The sequence below is a fragment of the Terrabacter sp. Ter38 genome (assembly GCF_024519435.1).
Taxonomy (GTDB): domain Bacteria; phylum Actinomycetota; class Actinomycetes; order Actinomycetales; family Dermatophilaceae; genus Terrabacter.
In genome coordinates, this window is record NZ_JALJRZ010000005.1 from 212240 (window position 1) to 231054 (window position 18815).

General features: G+C 70.9%; 17 protein-coding genes. 13 read left to right on the plus strand and 4 right to left on the minus strand.

Annotated elements, in window-relative coordinates:
* Positions 1-16: 16 nt before the first annotated feature.
* Positions 17-1897, plus strand: a complete 1881-nt coding sequence (gene ggt, locus NR112_RS12725; RefSeq protein WP_374512317.1) for a gamma-glutamyltransferase — start codon at positions 17-19, stop codon at positions 1895-1897.
* Positions 1898-2128: 231 nt separating this feature from the next.
* Here ggt and NR112_RS12730 read toward each other — a convergent pair whose 3' ends face one another.
* Positions 2129-3055 (minus strand): DUF3152 domain-containing protein, encoded by a 927-nt coding sequence (locus NR112_RS12730; RefSeq protein ID WP_256794693.1) that lies wholly within the window; start codon positions 3053-3055, stop codon positions 2129-2131.
* Between the two features lie 318 nt (positions 3056-3373).
* On the opposite strand from NR112_RS12730, the gene rplJ reads away from it, so the two are divergent.
* Positions 3374-3961 (plus strand): 50S ribosomal protein L10, encoded by a 588-nt coding sequence (gene rplJ / locus NR112_RS12735; RefSeq protein WP_256794694.1) that lies wholly within the window; start codon positions 3374-3376, stop codon positions 3959-3961.
* A gap of 69 nt (positions 3962-4030) precedes the next feature.
* A complete protein-coding gene (gene rplL / locus NR112_RS12740; protein WP_020143277.1) occupies positions 4031-4417 on the plus strand; it encodes a 50S ribosomal protein L7/L12 in 387 nt (128 codons plus the stop codon).
* A 287-nt stretch (positions 4418-4704) separates the two neighbouring features.
* On the opposite strand, the gene NR112_RS12745 is transcribed toward rplL, so the two are convergent.
* Positions 4705-5832 carry an alanine--glyoxylate aminotransferase family protein gene (locus NR112_RS12745; protein ID WP_256794695.1) on the minus strand — a complete coding sequence of 376 codons (1128 nt, stop codon included), beginning with the start codon at positions 5830-5832 and terminating at the stop codon, positions 4705-4707.
* The gene (locus NR112_RS12750) at positions 5832-7223 is read right to left on the minus strand and encodes an FAD-linked oxidase C-terminal domain-containing protein (protein WP_308336969.1); all 1392 of its coding nucleotides are present in this window, start codon (positions 7221-7223) and stop codon (positions 5832-5834) included. The genes NR112_RS12745 and NR112_RS12750 overlap by 1 nt, the downstream gene beginning before the upstream one ends.
* 102 nt (positions 7224-7325) lie before the next feature.
* Here NR112_RS12750 and NR112_RS12755 point away from each other — a divergent pair, with 102 nt between their 5' ends.
* A complete protein-coding gene (locus NR112_RS12755) occupies positions 7326-8450 on the plus strand; it encodes a hypothetical protein (RefSeq protein WP_256794696.1) in 1125 nt (374 codons plus the stop codon).
* Here the strand turns inward: NR112_RS12755 and NR112_RS12760 are convergent.
* Entirely contained in the window at positions 8426-8902 is a 477-nt protein-coding gene (locus NR112_RS12760; protein WP_256794697.1) for a DUF4178 domain-containing protein, read from the minus strand. The two genes, NR112_RS12755 and NR112_RS12760, sit on opposite strands and share 25 nt — an antisense overlap.
* 150 nt (positions 8903-9052) lie before the next feature.
* On the opposite strand from NR112_RS12760, the gene NR112_RS12765 reads away from it, so the two are divergent.
* The 9 genes from NR112_RS12765 to NR112_RS12805 all read left to right on the plus strand — a co-directional run bounded on the left by NR112_RS12765 (position 9053) and on the right by NR112_RS12805 (position 18810).
* Positions 9053-10021, plus strand: coding sequence for an ABC transporter ATP-binding protein (locus NR112_RS12765; protein WP_256794698.1), 969 nt, complete (start codon positions 9053-9055; stop codon positions 10019-10021).
* Between the two features lies 1 nt (position 10022).
* Entirely contained in the window at positions 10023-10793 is a 771-nt protein-coding gene (locus NR112_RS12770) for an ABC transporter permease (RefSeq protein ID WP_256794699.1), read from the plus strand.
* Between the two features lie 109 nt (positions 10794-10902).
* A complete protein-coding gene (locus tag NR112_RS12775; protein WP_306217173.1) occupies positions 10903-11667 on the plus strand; it encodes an ABC transporter permease in 765 nt (254 codons plus the stop codon).
* Positions 11664-12995, plus strand: a complete 1332-nt coding sequence (locus NR112_RS12780) for an MCE family protein (RefSeq protein WP_256794701.1) — start codon at positions 11664-11666, stop codon at positions 12993-12995. The genes NR112_RS12775 and NR112_RS12780 overlap by 4 nt, the downstream gene beginning before the upstream one ends.
* On the plus strand, positions 12992-14023 hold the full coding sequence (locus NR112_RS12785) for an MCE family protein (protein ID WP_256794702.1): 1032 nt from the start codon (positions 12992-12994) through the stop codon (positions 14021-14023). The genes NR112_RS12780 and NR112_RS12785 overlap by 4 nt, the downstream gene beginning before the upstream one ends.
* Positions 14020-15051 carry an MCE family protein gene (locus NR112_RS12790; protein ID WP_256794703.1) on the plus strand — a complete coding sequence of 344 codons (1032 nt, stop codon included), beginning with the start codon at positions 14020-14022 and terminating at the stop codon, positions 15049-15051. Before NR112_RS12785 ends, NR112_RS12790 begins: the two co-directional genes overlap by 4 nt.
* On the plus strand, positions 15051-16265 hold the full coding sequence (locus NR112_RS12795) for an MCE family protein (RefSeq protein ID WP_256794704.1): 1215 nt from the start codon (positions 15051-15053) through the stop codon (positions 16263-16265). Before NR112_RS12790 ends, NR112_RS12795 begins: the two co-directional genes overlap by 1 nt.
* Positions 16262-17515 (plus strand): MCE family protein, encoded by a 1254-nt coding sequence (locus NR112_RS12800; protein WP_256794705.1) that lies wholly within the window; start codon positions 16262-16264, stop codon positions 17513-17515. The genes NR112_RS12795 and NR112_RS12800 overlap by 4 nt, the downstream gene beginning before the upstream one ends.
* Positions 17512-18810: an MCE family protein gene (locus tag NR112_RS12805; protein WP_256794706.1), complete on the plus strand. Its 1299-nt coding sequence runs from the start codon at positions 17512-17514 to the stop codon at positions 18808-18810. The genes NR112_RS12800 and NR112_RS12805 overlap by 4 nt, the downstream gene beginning before the upstream one ends.
* Positions 18811-18815: the final 5 nt, after the last annotated feature.

Consider the following 18815-nt stretch of genomic DNA (forward strand, 5'->3'; position numbering starts at 1 on the left):
CGGGTACGGTCGAAAGATGAGTCGTCACAGCGCATGCACCACGACACGTTCCCGATGGGTCCTCGGCGCTCTCGTCGTCGGGCTCCCTCTGTCCCTGTTGCCGGCCACGGCCGGCGCGCAGCCGGCGGCGGCTCCAGCCGCGGCTGCGTCCGACCGTGGCTGGCACGGCCGGCCCACCACCTTGCCCAAGGTCCCCGTCATGACCGGCTCCGGAGGCGCCGTCAGCTCCGTCGACCGCGATGCCTCGCAGGTCGGCATCGACGTGCTGGCCCGGGGTGGCAACGCGGCCGACGCCGCTGTCGCGACGGCTGCGGCCCTCGGCGTCACGGAGCCCTACAGCGCCGGCATCGGCGGCGGTGGCTTCCTCGTCTACTACGACGCTCGCAGCCGGAAGGTCTCGACCGTCGATGGCCGCGAGACGGCGCCCGCGACCTTCACGGAGAACACCTTCCGCAACCCCGACGGTTCGCCCATGGTCTTCAACACCGTCGTGAACTCGGGGCTGTCGATCGGCGTGCCCGGCACACCCGCCCTGTGGGCCAAGGCGTTGCGCGACTACGGCACGTTGTCGCTCAACGCGGCGCTCAAGCCGGCCGAGCGGCTCGCCGCCAAGGGCTTCGTCGTCGACCAGACGTTCCACGACCAGACCGTCCAGAACGCCGACCGCTTCTCCGTGTTCCCCGAGACGGCGAAGGTCTTCCTGCGAGGCGGTCAGGCTCCGGCCGTCGGTTCCGTCTTCACCAACCCCGACATGGCGAAGGCGTACCGGACGCTGCGCACCCAGGGCACGGGGGCGCTGTATGCCGGCGCGCTCGGACGGGCGATCGTCGCAGAGGCCCGGGCGCCGCACACCAAGGCGGGTTCCTCGGTCATGGGTGGGCAGATGACGACGCGCGACCTCGCCGCGTACCGCGCGCTGACGAAGGCGCCGATCCACTCGCAGTACAAGGGCTACGACGTCTACGGCATGCCGGTCCCGAGCTCGGGCGGTATCGCGGTGGCCGAGATCCTCAACCTCGTCCAGGCCTACGAGGACCGCACCGGCGTCTCGACGTCCGACCTGTCGGACGTCGACTACCTGCACCGGTTCTCGGAGGCGTCGGCGACGGCCTTCGCCGACCGCAACCGCTGGGTCGGTGACGTCCCGGGCGTGCCGGTCAAGGAGCTGACCGATCCGGCCTTCGCCGCGGAGCGCGCCTGCCTCTTCGACCCGAAGAGGGCCCAGCCTCGTCCGATCCCGTTCGGCTCGCCCGACGGTGCCTACACCCCCTGCGCGCCCGGCACGGTCGTGCAGAGCGAGCCCTACGAGGGGCAGTCGACGACGCACCTGACGGCCACCGACCGCTGGGGCAACGTCGCGTCCTACACCCTCACCATCGAGCAGACCGGTGGCTCCGGCATCACGGTCCCCGGGTACGGGTTCCTGCTCAACAACGAGCTCACCGACTTCAACTTCACGCCGCTGACCAAGGGCGTCCCGGACCCGAACCTTCCGGGCCCCGGCAAGCGTCCGCGGTCCTCGATGAGCCCGACGATCCTGCTCGACGGCGGCAGGCCCTTCCTCGCGGTGGGTTCGCCTGGCGGCGCCACGATCATCACGTCGGTGTCGCAGACGATCCTCGGCTACCTCGACCGCGACCTGTCGCTCGTCGACGCGATCGCGGCGCCGCGCCTCAGCTCGCGCAACGGTTCCAGCGAGGGCGCGGAGCCGGCGATCCTCAGTGGTCCCACGGGCGCCGCACTGACGGCGATGGGCCACGCGCTCGCCTCGGCCGGCACGCCCAACGAGATCGGTGCCGCGACGGCGATCCGCAGCCTGCGCGGGGGCCTGTTCGAGGCCGCCGCGGAGACGACGCGTCGTGGCGGCGGCTCGGCCATGGTCGTCCACCCGCGCTGACCTGACGACGAGACCCACGAGAGCGGTGAGGTCGGTCCCGACGGGGCCGACCTCACCTGCGTCCCAGGAGCCGGCCGGTGCGTGAAACAGCATCGGCGCATCACCACACGAACGTGGACCAGCGGCGCGGTCAACCTCCTCGGCGGGCTCGTCCGGGCCGACGCCGTCAGCGGAGCCGACCGCGGCCTCGTCACGAGGGGAGAGGGCGTGTGCCGGCCGCGACGAAGGGGGTCAGGCCGGCTTGGGCGTCGGCCAGGGCCACGCCGTGCAGCCCTTGAGGCCGTAGGTCTGCTGCATCATGACCGGAGCCGCCTTGCCCGGCCCGCCGCAGTAGGCGTGCGCGTGCCCGATGCCGTGACCGACCTCGTGGTTGACGAGATAGGTGCGGTAGCCGGCGGTGTCGCTGCCATAGGCCTCCGCGCCGAGGACCCACCGGCGCAGGTTGAGCACGACCCGTCCGGAGTTGTGGCAGCTGACCTGGCCTCGGGTCTGCAGCGGTGCGCAGAGCCGGTCGGTCGTGTCGGGGCTCGCGAGGGTGATGCGCAGGTCGACCGCGGCTCCCTTGGCGGCCGCGGCGGGGGAGACGTTGACGAAGCGGACGCCGTCCTTCGCCTGCCAGCCCCGCGGGTCGGTCAGCACGCTCCCCACCGTCGTGGCGAGGTCCGCGGCCTTGATGTCGAGACCACCCTCGAGCTCCACGGTGTAGCGCACCGTGCGGCCGCTCGTGGGGGCCGGGCGCAGGGCGGCCGCGGGCATCGCCACGACCGTGAACCGGCCGGAGCCGGCCTGGATGACCGCGCCCTTGTCGTCCTTGCCGTCGTTCTTCCCCGCGGCCGTCGCGTCGTCCGATCTCGTCGAGCCCGTGGTGCCCGTCGCGCTGGTCGAGGCGGAGCCGTCGACCTGCGAGTCGGTCGCAGCCTCGGGTATCCGCTCGACCTGGTCGAGGGGGACCGCAGGTGCCGTCCCTGCCGTGACGGAGACCCGCGCGGCGCGTGAGACGGCGCCCTCGGCGACCGGCTCGTCGGCGCCGGCCGACGTCACGATCCAGAGGTCGGCGGTCACGCACAGCACGACGGCCAGACCCGCCCACGTCCGGCGGCGGCGGGTCGCCTGCCGCTCTGACGGGGTCGGGCGGCGGACTGCGCTGCCACTCGCCATGGGGATCACGCTAGGTCACGTACCCGGTGTGGTGGGGGATCGTGCGTCGGACCCGCCGACGGGCCCGGGCTCGATTTGGTCCTCAGCGGTCAGGCCCGTACTCTGGTGCACGACCAATGACCGCCGGTTGGAGGACGTGGGCAACCACGATCTCCCGAAGGTCCCGCACGATGCGGGCAGCCAGCGCAGGACACTCAGCCTCACGGCATACGTCGAGTATGCCGCACCGAGCCCCGAGCGCCCTGCGCCGGGGCTCTTTTCGTGCAGGCCCTCCGGGCCCCTTCGACAGGCGGCACCACGCAAGGGAAGGAGGCCCAGATGGCGAACTCCGAGAAGACGGCTGCCATTGCCGAGATCGCGGACAAGTTCCGTGAGTCCGGTGCGGCCGTTCTCACCGAGTACCGCGGTCTGACCGTGGCCCAGCTCTCGCAGCTGCGCACCTCGATCCGGGAACACGCCACCTACGCCGTGGTCAAGAACACGCTCACGGAGCGCGCCGCCAAGGAGGCCGGTATCACGGCCTTCGACGGTCACCTCCAGGGCCCGTCGGCCATCGCCTTCATCACCGGTGACCCGGTCGAGGCGGCCAAGGGTCTGCGTGACTTCGCCAAGGCACACCCCCTCCTCGTGATCAAGGCTGGCGTCCTCGACGGCAAGACCTTGTCCCCCGAGGAGATCACGAAGCTCGCGGACCTCGAGTCCCGCGAGGTTCTCCTGGCCAAGCTTGCGGGCGCCATGAAGGGCTCCCTCAACAAGGCCGCCTACCTCTTCGTCGCTCCTCTGTCGCAGACGGCCCGCGTGGTCGACGCCCTGCGTCAGAAGGTCGAGGCGCAGGGTCCCGCCACGGAGGCCGCTCCGGTCGCCGAGGCAACCACCGACGTCGCCGAGGGTGGCGACGAGAGCTGATTGCGCTCCTGCGCAGCAGCTCGATTCAACAACACGCCACTCACGGCAATATCTAGGAAGGAAGCCACCATGGCGAAGCTCAGCACCGACGAGCTCCTTGACGCTTTCAAGGAGATGACCCTCATCGAGCTCTCCGAGTTCGTGAAGCAGTTCGAGGAGACCTTCGAGGTCACCGCTGCTGCCCCCGTTGCCGCGGTTGCCGCCGCTGCCGGTGGCGGCGCTGCCGCCGTCGAGGAGGAGGAGAAGGACTCGTTCGACGTCGTTCTCACCGCCGCGGGCGAGAAGAAGATCCAGGTCATCAAGGAGGTCCGCGCGCTCACGAGCCTCGGCCTCAAGGAGGCCAAGGACCTCGTTGACGGCGCCCCCAAGCCCGTCCTCGAGGGTGTCGACAAGGCTGCGGCCGAGAAGGCCAAGGAGCAGCTCGAGGGCGCCGGCGCCACCGTCGAGCTCAAGTGATCTGACCCGGCTCAGCCGGGATCACTGCTGTACCGCAAGGCGGGTCCGACCTCTGGTCGGGCCCGCCTTTCGCTGTCCCTGGTGGCGCGGTCGCGGGGTGCGACGGCGCTCGCGGCGTGGAGCGTCGGCGGCCGTCCCAGCCCACCCGCCGCTTGCGTATGCCGTGTGGCCGCCGCCGATGCCGCGACCACCGTCACGCCCCGCGCCCTCGTCGACGCCCCGCACCGGGTGGGTCGAGGTGATGCTCTGGGCGCTCCGGCATACCTCGAACGGGGGAGGGGCTGGCGTCAGGCGGCGTGAGCGAGGGCGTCCTTCAGGGCGGCGAGGACGAGCGCGACGCGGTCGGGGCGCGCGTTGTGGCCCATCAGGCCGATGCGCCAGACGGTGGCGGCGAACTCGCCCACACCGGCGCCGATCTCGAGGTTGTGGCGCTCGAGGAGGCGGGCGCGGACGGCGGCCGAGTCGACGCCGTCGGGGACGCGGACGGTCGTCAGCTCGGGGAGGCGGGCACCCTCGGCGGCGAAGAGCGACAGGCCCATCTCCTGGAGGCCGTCCTGCAGGAGGCGGCCGGCCTCGGCGTGGCGGTCCCAGACCTTCTCGAGGCCCTCCTCGGCGATGCGCTGGAGGCCGGCGTGGAGGCCCGCGACCATCGCGGTCGGGGCCGTGTGGTGGTAGGTGCGCTTGCCGGAGCCGGAGGCCTCACCGACGTAGCCGCCGAGCAGACCGAGGTCGAGGTACCAGGACGACGGCTTCTCGACGCGCCGCTCGAAGGCACGGTCGCTGATGGTGAAGGGAGCGAGGCCGGGGGCGACGCCGAGGCACTTCTGGGTGCCCGCGTATCCGATGTCGATGCCCCAGTCGTCGGCGCGCAGCTCGATGCCGCCGATGCTCGTCACGGCGTCGACGAGCAGCAGGGCGTCCCCCTTGACCGCGCCGAGCGCGGCGATGTCGGACCGGACGCCGGTGGACGTCTCCGCATGGACCGCGGCGATGATCTTCGGCGAGGGATGGGCGGCAGCGACGCGCGCGGCGTCGACGGGCGTGCCCCACTCGTGGTCGACGCGGACCACCTCGGCGCCGTGGCGGCTCGCGACGTCGACCATGCGCTCCCCGAACAGCCCGTTGACGGCCACGACGACGACGTCGCCGGGGGAGACGGTGTTGACGAACGCGGCCTCCATGCCCGCTGAGCCGGTCGCCGAGAGCGGGAGGGTGCGGCGGTTGTCGGTGCCCCAGACGTAGCGGAGCAGGTCGCAGGTCTCGTCCATGATCGCGAGGAAGTCGGGGTCGAGGTGTCCGAGCAGAGGCGCCGCCAGAGCGAGGGTCGCCTCGGGGTAGGGGTTGCACGGGCCGGGACCGAAGAGGTGCCGGTCGGCGATCGCGCGGCGGGTCGTCACGGGCGGGGTCGCGGTCATCAGAATCCAGCTCCGGGGTTGAGGATGCCCTGCGGGTCGAGGGCGTTCTTGATGCGGTGGGTGAGGGCCATGACGTCGGGCCCGAGCTGCTCGGGCAGGGCCGCCCGTTTGAGGCGGCCGACTCCGTGCTCGCCCGTGATGGTCCCGCCGAGCCCTATGGCGAGGCTCATGACCTCCGAGAAGGCCTGTGCCGCACGGGAAGCGGCATCCGCCTCGCCTGCCGGATAGACGATCACAGGGTGCGTGTTGCCATCGCCGGCGTGGGCCACGACGGGGATCTCGAGGCCGTGACGGCGCGCGATGTCGGCGATGCCGGTCAGCAGGTCGGGGAGCCGCGGCACCGGCACGCCGACGTCTTCGAGCATGATCGCGCCTCGCCGCTCGATGGCCACGATGGCGGCCCTGCGGGCCGCGACGAACAGCTCGCCCTCGGCGGCATCCGTGGTCGTGAAGCACTCGCGTGCGCCGCCGTCCCGGCACAGCCGCTCCATCACGGCGATCTCCTCGCCGCGGGCCGCGCCGGGGGCGTCGGACTGCGCGAGGAGCATCGCACCGGCCTGGCGGTCGAGGCCCATGCTGCGGTGGTCCTCGACGGCGTTGACCGACACCTGGTCCATGAGCTCCATCATCGACGCGCGGAGGGTGTTGCCGATGGCGACGACGACCCGGGCCGCGTCCTCGACGGTGTCGAACGTGGCCACGAGGGTGGCGGGCGGCGCCTGAGCCGGGACGAGCCGCAGCGTCGCTCGGGTCACGACGCCCAGGGTCCCCTCGCTGCCGACGAAGAGCTTGACGAGCGAGAGGCCTGCGGTGTCCTTGACGCGCTGGCCACCGAGGTGCACGAGCGTCCCGTCGGCGAGGACGACGTCGAGGCCGAGCACGTAGTCGGTCGTCACGCCGTACTTGACGCAGCACAGCCCGCCCGCGTTCGTCGCGACGTTCCCGCCGATCGAGCAGATCTCGAAGGACGACGGGTCGGGCGGATACCAGAGCCCGTGCTCGGCGGCCGCGCGCTTGACCTCGACGTTGAGGGCCCCGGCCTCCACGACCGCCGTCCGCGTGGTCGGGTCGATCTCGACGGCGCGCATCCGCTCGAGGCTCAGCACGATGCAGCCGTCGACGGCGTTCGAGCCCCCCGAGAGCCCGCTACCGGCCCCGCGGGGCACGACGGCGACCTCGTGCTCCCCGGCCCAGCGCACCGTGGCCTGGACGTCGGCCGCGCTCGTCGCGCGGACCACGGCGAGCGGCATACCGGCTCCGGCGTCAGCCGTGTAGTCGAAGCGGTACGCCGAGACACTGTCGGGGTCGGTCAGCAACGCACCGGCCGTCAGGGACTCGGCGAGCCCCTCGAGGGCGCGCAGGTCGGGAGCGTCCTTGCTCACTGTCGTCACCGCTCCACCGTAACCACGACCGGCAGCCACGCGCGTCCCCGGCCGAGGAGATGGCGTATGCCGTCCCGCGATCCGCCGATGGGCCCCGGTAGGTTTGCCCGCATGGGATGGCTGTCGCGCACCTTCAGGCCCGCTGCTGACGACGGTGCGGACACCGCTGCCCGGCAGGCGCCCCCCGTCGACGCCGCCGCGCCCGCGGTGCCCGCTGAACCGCACAGCCCCGCCGAAGTGCACCGCGCCGCCGTCGAGCCCGGCACTGCTGCGGCACCCGGCTCTCTCGGGGCGGCGACCCTCTCGACCCCGACGGCGCCGTCGACCCCGACGACCGACGCCTCGAGCCCGACGGGACGCTACGGGCCGCTCGTGTGCGTGACGCGCTTCGACACCGCTCCGCCCGAGCTGGAGTGGCAGCTGCCGCTCAACGGCGAGCTGTACCGGCTGATGCCCGGCTCCGACCGGCCGGACTACTCTCTGCTCGTCCTCGAACGCCCGCTCCACTTCTACCCCCGCGACGGCTTCGACCTGCGGCGTGTCGAGCCGGAGCAGCAGGTGCAGGACCGCAAGGGCCGGACGATGGTCCGCGTGCACGCCCTGCTGCTGTGTGCGCGCTTCGTCGGCCAGCAGCTGCACCCGGGGATGGTCGACCTCGCCGTCAACCTCGCCTACGTCATCGACAACTCACTGGCCCGCGACGCCGAGGTCGACTTCGCCAAGATCCAGTTCGCCGCGATCGGCTTCCTCAGCGAGGGCCACGCCCCGCGCACGACGACAGAGCCGGCCACCGAGCCGGCCACCGAGCCGGCCACCGAGCCGGCCACCGAGCCGACCCCGCCGGCCCGTCCGGTCACGTCGGATGCCGCGGCGAGCGGGCGGCATACGCCCCCCGCGGTGCTCGACGGGCTGCTCGACGGGCTGCTCGAGGAGCTGGCGACGACCCTGCGCCGCGGCGTCGAGGAGCAGCGGGGTGCGCCGGTCCAGCGGATGACCGCTGCCCTGACCATGGACGCAGACCACCGACTGACCGGGCTGTCGGGCAACGCCGACGGCCAGGCACCGGTGCCCAGCCCCGAGACCTTCGACCGCATCGCCGACGTGCTCGCCCGTCTCGTGGCCGTCGAAGGGGGCGACTGCGTCACCGCGGTCACCGTGCGCGTCGACGGGGACTCCGTGACCCACGACGTCACGGCCACGCTCGACCGAGGTCAGTCGCCGGAGACCTCGCGGTAGCAGCGCACGAGTGCCGGATCGGCGAGGCGGCCGACGCTGATCTCCCACATGCCGCCGTCGAAGCTCTCGTAGACGAGCACGGCATCGGGTGAGTCCGTCGCGACGAACTCGACGAACTCGCACGTGCCCCGGACGCCGAGACCTGTGTCGCCCTCGGCCGTGTAGGTGAGCGACCCCGCCTCCAGCAGCGTCCAGGCGCGGCCGTCGAGACTCATGCCCCCGTGGTCCGGGTCGCCGAAGAGGTCGTCCCGGGTCCGCCAGTGGATGACGCACCCGGCGCCGCGCGGCTGGAGCGAGAGCCACTCCCGTGGACCCGACGAGGTGATGCAGTGCTCGCCCCACCGGGTGCCGCCGAGGTCGAACCGGACGGACCCGACCACGCGGTACGTGCTGCCCTCGACCTCGAGGACAGCCCCCGGTGCGACCTGCGACGGCCGCAGTTCTGCGCGCATGCATCCTCCTGGCTCCCCATGACTCGCACAGGTTAGCCGCGGGGGAGCCGCCTGACCGGGAGAACCCGACTGACGCGTAACTTCCGCCCCGCGCCCTCGTTTCCCCCGTAGCCGAGTCGAGACGGCCAGGAAGACATAGGTGGATGCCACATGGGTGTGGAGATCGCGGTGCAAGGTCTGACCAAGACCTTCGGTTCGCAGACGATCTGGCGGGACGTGACCCTCACGCTTCCCGCGGGGGAGATCTCGGTCATGCTCGGGCCTTCGGGCACCGGCAAGTCCGTCTTCCTCAAGACGCTCGTCGGCCTGCTCAAGCCGGATGCCGGGTCGATCGTCATCAACGGACGTGACCTGACCCGTCTGCGCGAGGCCGACCTCTACGAGGTGCGCAAGCTCTTCGGCGTCCTCTTCCAGGACGGCGCCCTGTTCGGCTCGATGACCCTCTACGACAACGTCGCCTTCCCGCTGCGCGAGCACACGAAGAAGACCGAGGCCGAGATCAAGCGCATCGTGACCGAGAAGATGGACCTCGTCGGTCTCTCCGGTGCCGAGGGCAAGCTCCCGGGAGAGATCTCCGGCGGTATGCGCAAGCGCGCCGGGCTGGCCCGGGCGCTCGTGCTGGACCCCGAGATCCTTCTCATCGACGAGCCGGACTCCGGGCTCGACCCGGTGCGCACGAGCTACATCAACCAGCTCTTCGTCGACCTCAACGCGCAGATCGACGCGACGTTCCTCATCGTCACCCACGACATCAACACGGCTCGCACGGTGCCCGACAACATCGGCCTGCTCTACCACAAGCACCTCGCGATGTTCGGGCCGCGCGAGATGCTGCTCAGCTCGGAGGAGCCCGTCGTGCGGCAGTTCCTCAACGCGCAGACGATCGGCCCGATCGGCATGTCGGAGGAGAAGGACGCCGACGAGCTGGCCGCCGAGTCCGGTCAGGAGCTGCCGCCGCTGCCGCCGATCGCGCTCCAGCTCCCGACGAGCGACGGCACGCCGCGTCGCGCCGAGCGACCCGCCGGCGGCTGGTGCCGGGACAACGGCATCACCCCGCCACCGGGGTCCTTCGAGTCGCGCAACGCCGGCATCCCCGGTGTCCGGGCGGGGGTGAGCTGACGTGGCCGCACCCCTCACGGGCGCCCTGCGTCAGTCCGGATCGCTCTTCGCGCTCACCCTCGACGTGTTCCGGGCCCTGCCGAAGCGCCCCTTCCAGGTCAAGGAGTTCATCCAGCAGGCGTGGTTCATCGCGAGCGTCACCATCCTGCCGACCGCCCTCGTCTCCATCCCCTTCGGCGCGGTCATCGCCCTCCAGCTCGGCACCCTGACCCGTCAGCTCGGCGCCCAGTCCTACACCGGCGCCGCAAGCGTCCTCGCCGTGCTGCGCGAGGCCAGCCCCATCGTCACGGCCCTGCTCATCGCGGGCGCGGGCGGCTCGGCCATCTGCGCCGACCTCGGCTCGCGCAAGATCCGCGAGGAGATCGACGCGATGGAGGTGCTCGGCATCAGCCCGATCCAGCGCCTCGTCGTGCCGCGCGTGCTCGCCTCGATGCTCGTCGCGGTCCTGCTCAACGGGCTCGTGTCGGTCGTCGGGGTCGTCGGCGGCTACGTGTTCAACGTCATCGTCCAGGGCGGCACCCCCGGCGCCTACATCGCGAGCTTCACGGCGCTGGCCCAGCTGCCCGACCTCTGGACCGCGGAGATCAAGGCCCTGATCTTCGGCGCCATCGCGGCCGTCGTCGCGGCCTACAAGGGGCTCAACGCAGGCGGTGGTCCCAAGGGCGTCGGCGACGCGGTGAACCAGAGCGTCGTCATCACGTTCATGCTGCTCTTCGTCGTCAACTTCGTCATCACAGCCGTGTACTTCCAAGTCGTCCCACAGAAGATCTGAGGAGAGGGCGATGGCGACCAAGACCCAGAACCGGGCGCATCCGGGCTCGGAGCGGCTGCTCCACCTCGCGAGCCGGCCCTCACGCGCGCTCGACTCGCTCGGCGAGCAGATGCGCTTCTACGTGCGTTCCCTCGCGTGGAGCGGACGCACCATTCGCCGGTACAAGAAGGAGGTCATCCGGCTCCTCGCCGAGGTCTCCCTCGGCACCGGTGCACTCTCGGTCATCGGCGGCACGGTCGGCGTCATCGCCTTCCTCGCCTTCTTCACCGGCACCGAGGTCGGCCTGCAGGGCTACTCATCGCTCGAGCAGCTCGGCACCGGAGCCTTCACCGGCTTCTTCTCGGCCTACCTCAACACCCGTGAGATCGCCCCGCTCGTCGCGGGCCTGGCGCTCGCGGCCACGGTCGGCTGCGGCTTCACCGCCCAGCTCGGCGCCATGCGCATCTCGGAGGAGGTCGACGCGCTCGAGGTCATGGGCATCCCGTCGCTGCCGTTCCTCGTCACGACGCGCATGATCGCCGGCTTCATCGCCGTCATCCCGCTCTACGTCCTCGGGCTGCTCAGCTCGTATGCCGCCACGCGCTTCATCTCGACCGCGTACTTCGGGCAGTCGGAGGGCACCTACGACCACTACTTCCACCTGTTCCTGCCACCGGGCGACGTGTTCTGGTCGTTCGCCAAGGTCATGGTCTTCGCCGTCGTCATCATCCTCATCCACTGCTACTACGGCTACAACGCGTCCGGCGGCCCGGCCGGCGTCGGCGTCGCCGTCGGCACCGCGGTACGCACGTCGATCGTTGCCATCAACATCGTCGACTTCTTCCTCTCCCTCGCCATCTGGGGAGCCACGACGAGCGTGAGGATCGCCGGATGAGCGAGACCAGTCCCGGCCCGATCACCCAGCTGACGCGGTGGCGCATCGGCGTCAAGGCCTACGGCATCGTCTTCCTCGTCGTGCTGGCGCTGCTCGTGGGCCTGGCCATCGCCTCCTTCCAGAAGCGCTTCACGCCGGTCGTCATGGTCACGCTCGAGACCGACCGCCTCGGCAGCCAGCTGCAGGAGAGCTCTGACGTCAAGCTGCGTGGCCTGCTCGTCGGCGAGGTGCGCCACGTCGAGGCCACCCCCACGGGTGCGCGTCTCGAGCTGGCGCTCCAGCCCGACGAGGTCGCCAAGATCCCGTCGAACGTCAGTGCACGGCTGCTGCCCAAGACGCTCTTCGGCGAGCGCTACGTCGATCTCGTGACGGCCTCGTCGAACGCCCGGCCCATCGAGGCGGGTGACACCATCCCGCAGGACCGCAGCCGGGTGTCGATCGAGCTCGAGACGGTCCTCGACAACCTCTACCCGCTGCTGCGCACCGTGCAGCCGGCCAAGCTCGCGACGACCCTCAACGCGCTGTCGACGACGCTCGACGGCCGCGGCGACGAGATCGGCCGCAACCTCGTGCTCGTCGACCGCTACCTCAAGTCGCTCAACCCCAGCATGCCGACGATCCAGCGGGACATCTCGCTGCTCGCCGACACCGCCGACCTCTACGCCGGCGTCGCTCCCGACTTCTTCCGACTCACCGAGTCGCTGCGCGTCACGAACAGGACCATCGTCGAGAAGGACCAGCAGCTGGCGGCCTTCCTCGTCGGCACCGCAGGGTTCGCCAACGAGGCAGCCGGCTTCCTGCGCGACAACGAGGAGCGCATCATCCAGGTCGGCCAGGTCAGCAAGCCGACGCTCCAGCTGCTCGCCGAGTACTCCCCGATCTACCCCTGCGTGGCTTCGGGCCTGGTCAACTGGCTGCCGCGCGCCAACGCGGCCTTCGCCGGCGGCACCTTCCACATCACCCTCGAGGTCGTGCCTCCCCGACAGCCCTACCGGCCGGGGGAGGAGCCCCGCTGGGACGACAAGCGCGGACCCCACTGCTACGGCCTGCCCACGCCCGACGGTTCCCAGGCGAACCCCTTCGCGGGCCACCACTTCGACGACGGCACCCAGCCCGCGAGCGACGCGACGCCCTTCTCGGCCGTGCCCCAGGCACTGCTCGGCGACGCCGCTGCGGCCGACTCCGGCAGCGCCGGCACGGTCGACGAGCAGCGCGTCGTCGGGGCGCTCCTGGGCCAACGCGGACAGCCGTCCGACGCAGGGGGGAGCGGCATCCAGACCCTGCTCGCCGGGCCGATGATGCGCGGCACGGTGGTGAGCACCCGATGAAGGTCAAGGGCTCGCTCATCAAGCTCATCGTCTTCGCGGCGGTCACGCTCTTCGCGACGAGCATCCTCGCGCTGACGATCGCCAACATCCAGCTCGGCTCCAAGGCGACCTACACGGCCGTCGTCACCGACGCGACGGGAGTCATCGCCGGGCAGGACGTCCGCGTCGCCGGTGTCAGGGTCGGCGAGGTGACCGACGTCCGCGTCGCCCACGACGCGACGTCCGAGGGCGCCACCGCCGAGATCGACTTCTCGGTGCTCAAGAGCTCGGTGCTGACGCAGGGCACCGAGGTGACGGTCAAGTACCGCAACCTCGTCGGCCAGCGCTACCTCGCGCTGAGCCAGGGCACCGGCGCCCCCGCCCCGCTCGCCGACGGCTCGACGATCCCGCTCTCGCGCACCCACCCCGCGCTCGACCTCACCGTCCTGTTCAACGGCTTCAAGCCGCTCTTCGCCGCGCTGTCGCCGAGCGACGTCAACGAGCTCTCTGGCCTGCTCATCCAGACGTTGCAGGGGGAGGGCGGCGACGTCAACACCCTGCTCGCCAAGACGGCCAGCCTCACGTCCGCCATCGCCGACCGCGACGCCGTCATCGGCCGCACCATCGACAACCTCAACACCGTTCTCGGCACCGTCGACGCCCACGACCAGCAGCTGCTCTCGCTCATCGACCAGCTCCAGCGCTTCACGAGCGGGCTCGCGGCCGACCGCGAGACGATCGGCCGTTCGCTGTCCGGGATCAACACGCTCTCGGCCGAGACCGCCGACCTGCTCGTCTCGACGCGCCCGCTCATCAAGGACGACGTCGCCCAGCTGCGCACGCTGGCCACGACGCTCAACAAGCCGGCCAACGTCAGGGAGTTCGAGGACTTCATCACCGGCGCGCCCGGGCGGATCGCCACGCTGACGCGCACGGCGACCTACGGGTCGTGGTTCAACTTCTACCTCTGCAAGTTCGACGCCTTGAGCCCGATCCTCCCGGGCGTCAGCCCCACCTACGACGTCTCGTCAGCGAGGTGCCAGCCATGAGCATCCCCTTCCGAGAGCGCAACCCGGTCCCGATCGGTGCGATCGGCCTGCTCGTCATCGCGATGCTGCTCTACCTGGCGTTCAACGCCTCCAGCCTTCCGCTCATCGGCGGCGGGACGGCATACAGCGCGGCCTTCTCGGAGGCCGGCGGCATCAAGCCCGACGACGACGTGCGCATCGCCGGCGTCAAGGTCGGCAAGGTGACCGGCGTCGACCTCGAGGACGGCCACGTCCGCGTCGACTTCACCATCACCGAGGACGCGAGCTTCGGCCCGCAGACCGGTGCCTCGATCCGGATGAAGACCATCCTCGGTGAGAAGTACGTGGCCCTCGACCCCAAGGGCCGGGGGCAGCTCGACGCCGACGCGCAGATCCCCGTCTCGCGCACCGTCAGCTCCTACGACGTCATCAACGCCTTCCAGGACCTCACGACGACGACCGAGCGCATCGACACCGACCAGCTCGCGAAGTCCCTGACGGTCATCGCCACGGAGTTCAAGGACAGCCCGCAGTACGTCAAGGCCACGCTGGACGGCCTCTCACGCCTCTCCCGCACCGTGGCGAGCCGGGACGCCGAGCTCGGCTCGCTGCTCCAGCGGGCCAACAACGTCACCGGCCTCGTCCGCAGCCGCAACGAGCAGGTCAGCACGCTCATCCGGGACGCCGACCTGCTCATGGTCGAGCTCGTCAAGCGTCGCGACGACATCCGCACGCTGTTCCGCAACACGTCAGCGCTCGCCAAGCAGCTGACGGGCCTCGCGCGCGACAACCGGGCCCAGCTGAAGCCGGCCCTCGCCCAGCTCGACACGACGCTCGCCATGCTCCAGAAGCACGACGCCGACCTCCAGAAGACGATCCAGGCGATGGCGCCCTTCACGCGGGTCTACGCGAACACGCTGGGCACCGGACGGTGGTTCGACACATGGGTCTCCAACCTCGTCGTGCCCGTCGGCACGCCCGGGCTCGCCCTACCGGGCACGAAGCTGCCCGACCTGCTCCTTCCCGGCACCTCCGGAGGTGGTCGCTGATGCCCGCGCCCGAGGGATCCCGTATGCCGTTCGGCCGCCTCCGCGGCCCCGCCACCGTGCTGGGCAAGGTCGTCACCGGCCTCGTCGTCGTCGCGCTCGTCGCGGCCGGCATCGTCTTCTGGCCCCGCCAGGGCCAGACGTCGGTCAGCGCCGACTTCACCCGCGCCGTCGGTCTCTACCCGGGGTCCGACGTGCGCATCCTCGGGGTCAAGGTCGGCCAGGTCGACACGGTGACGCCCGAGGGCGACCACGTGCACGTCACCTTCAGCTACGACGACACGTACCGCGTCCCCGCGTCGGCCAAGGCCGCGATCGTCGCGCCGTCACTCGTCTCGGACCGCTACGTCCAGCTGCTCCCCGTCTACGAGGCGGGCCCGGCGCTGGCTGCCGGGACGCGGATCCCGCTGGAGCGCACGGCCGTTCCGGTCGAGCTCGACCGGGTGTCGCAGAGCCTCGACGACCTCATGGTGGCGCTCGGTCCTGACGGGGCCAACAAGGACGGTGCCCTCAACGAGCTGCTGCGCACCTCTGCCGCCAACCTCGACGGCAACGGCGACAAGATCAACGGCACGGTGCACGACCTCTCGACCGCGCTCTCGACCCTGTCCGGCAGCCGCGACGACCTCTTCGGCACCGTGAAGAACCTGCAGTCCTTCACCTCGATGCTCGCGACGAACAACGCGCAGGTGCGGCGGCTCAACACCGACCTCGCGACCGTCGCGACCCAGCTGAGCGAGGAACGCGAGAACCTCAAGGCGACGCTCGAGAGCCTCGGGATCGCGGTCGACGAGGTGTCGGGCTTCGTCTCCGACAACCGGGCGCTGCTCAAGAGCAACCTCGACCGCGCGGTCACCGTCACCCACGCCTTCGCGAAGAACCGGCAGGCCCTGGCCCAGCTCCTCGAGAACGCCCCGGTCGCGCTGTCGAACCTCCAGAACGCCTACCACCCCGAGACCGGCACCCTCGACACCCGCAACAACGCCAAGGGCCTCGACGACCCGCTGCTGCTCGTGTGCTCGATCCTCACCGGCCCGACGCACACCGGCAACACCCAGCTGTGCAACTCACTCAAGAAGGCGCTGCTGCCGAAGCTGCCCACCCTGCCGGCGCTCCCGAGCGGCACTGCGCTGCAGGGCACTCCGCAGTCGAGCGGCCTCGTCAACCTGCGTGGCGCCGACCCCACCCTCGGCGGACTGCTCGGAGGCTCCCGATGACGTATGCCGTCCGCTCCCGTTCCCGACGCCGGTCCGCCGTCGTCGTGCTGGCCTCCCTCGCTCTCGGGGGCTGCAGCGCCTACGACCTCCCGCTCCCGGGTGGCGCCGGCACCGGCGACGACTCCTACACGGTCACCGCCGAGTTCGCCGACGTGCTCGACCTCGTGCCGCAGTCGTCGGTCAAGGTCAACCAGGTGACCGTGGGGTCCGTCGAGGACATCCAGGTGACCGGGTGGACCGCGACGGTCCGGCTGCGGCTCCCCGGCAACGTCGTGCTGCCCGACAACGCCACGGCCGAGCTCAAGCAGACCTCACTGCTCGGCGAGAAGTACGTCGCGCTGGCGGCCCCCACCGACGTGCCGGCCCAGGGCCGCCTCGGGCAGGGCGACCGCATCCCGCTGTCGCGCACGAGCCGCAACCCCGAGGTCGAGGAGGTCCTCGGCGCGATGTCGTTGCTGCTCAACGGTGGTGGTGTCGCACAGCTGAAGACCATCGAGGCCGAGCTCAACAACGCCCTCCGCGGTCGCACCGGCGACGTCAAGGACCTCGTCACGCAGCTGAACACGTTCGTCGGCGGACTCGACGCCCAGAAGGGCGAGATCGTCCGGGCCATCGACAGCATCGACCGGCTCTCCTCGACCCTGGCGCGCAACCAGGCCAAGATCGCCGCGGCACTGGACGAGCTGCCCAAGGGCCTGAAGATCCTCGCCGACCAGCGTCGGCAGCTGACGGCGATGCTGACGGCGCTGCGCGACCTCGGCGAGGTCGGCACCCGGGTGATCCGAGGGTCGCGCGCCGATCTCGAGGCCAACCTCCGGGCGGTGAGCCCGATCCTGCGCCAGCTCAACAAGGCCGGTGACGACCTGCCGAAGAGCTACCAGCTGCTCCTCACCTACCCCTTCCCCAACAACGCCCAGAACACCATCAAGGGTGACTTCACGAACCTCTGGGCCACCCTCGACACCAACCTCGACACCATCGCCGGCAACCTCGGCGTCGGGAAGCTCCCGAACATCCCGGGCATCCCGGGGGTGCCGCTGCCCTCCGTGCCCCTGCCCTCGGTGCCCCTGCCCTCGGTACCGGTGCCACGGGTCCCGCTGCCGAGCGTCCCCGTCCCGTCGGTGCCCGGAGTGCCCCTGCCGACGACGCTGCCGGGCGGCCTGCTCGGCTCGAGCGGGCCCGGCTCAGCAGCCGGCACGGCCGACGCGGCGTCGTGGTCCACGCTCTTCCCCACGGGAGGCTCCCGATGATCACCCGCACCGTCCGGCTCCAGCTGGCCGCCTTCGCCCTGCTGTCCATCACCCTCGTCGCGATCCTGTCGGCCAACTACGTCGGTCTCACCGACAAGATCGCCGGCGGCAGCTACGTTGTGTCCGCCGACCTCGCCCAGTCGGGTGGAATCTTCGTCGGCGCCGAGGTCACCTACCGGGGTGTCACCGTCGGCAAGGTCGAGGGGATGCGTCTGTCGGGCGACGGCGTCGTCGTGGACGCGCGCCTCGACCGCGGCACGGAGGTCCCCAAGGACACGAAGGCCGTCGTCGAGAACCGCTCGGCGGTGGGGGAGCAGTACCTCGACCTCCAGCCCCGCACGCCTCTGGCTCCCTACCTGGCCGCCGGCGACGTCATCCCGCGGGAGCGGACCGCGTTCCCGCTTCGGATCGACCAGCTGCTCCAGCACGTCGACGACACGGTGTCGTCGGTGCCGCGCGACGCCCTCGTGACGACGGTCGACGAGCTGGCCGAGGCGTTCAAGGGTGGCGGCTCCGACCTGCAGCGGCTCATCGACTCGGGTGACGCCCTGACCGCGGCCGCCTCCGAGGCGCTCCCCGAGACGACTCGTCTCATCGACGACGCACGGATCGTCCTCGACACCCAGGTCAAGAGCGGCGACGACATCCGCACCAGCGTGTCCGGCTTCGCCAACGTCGCAGACGCGCTCCGGCAGGCCGACCCCGACCTGCGCGTCGTCCTGGACCGAGGGTCCGTCGCGGTCGAGCAGCTCGACGCCCTCATCTCGGAGAACAAGCAGAGCCTGGCCGCGCTCCTCGCCAACTTCATCACCATCGGCAACGTGACGACGGCCCGGCTCGACGGCATCGAGCAGCTGCTCGTCACCTACCCGGACGTCGTGACGGGTGGCTTCAGCGTCGTGCCCGGCGACGGCACCGCCCACTTCGGGCTCGTGCTCAACGTCGACGATCCCAAGGCGTGCGAGGCCGGCTACGAAGGCACGACGAAGGTCGACCCCCACCGCACGACGGGTCTGCCACCCGTCAACCTCGACGCGCACTGCGCGGCCTCACGTGGCTCGGGGATCAACGTGCGCGGTGCCCAGAACGCCCCCAAACCCACCCGAGGGGGGCAGAGCGGGCAGAGCTACCCGATGTCGTTCGGCGCGACACCGGTCGCCCTCGGCAACCGGGCCGTGACCTCCGGCAGCCCTGCGTCGTTGTCAGTCCAGTCGCCGGTCGCTCCGGCCGGTGGCGACGAACGGACCGACAACGGCACGAGCTGGCTCTGGATGATGCAGGAGGCGCTCCGCTAGCCGGT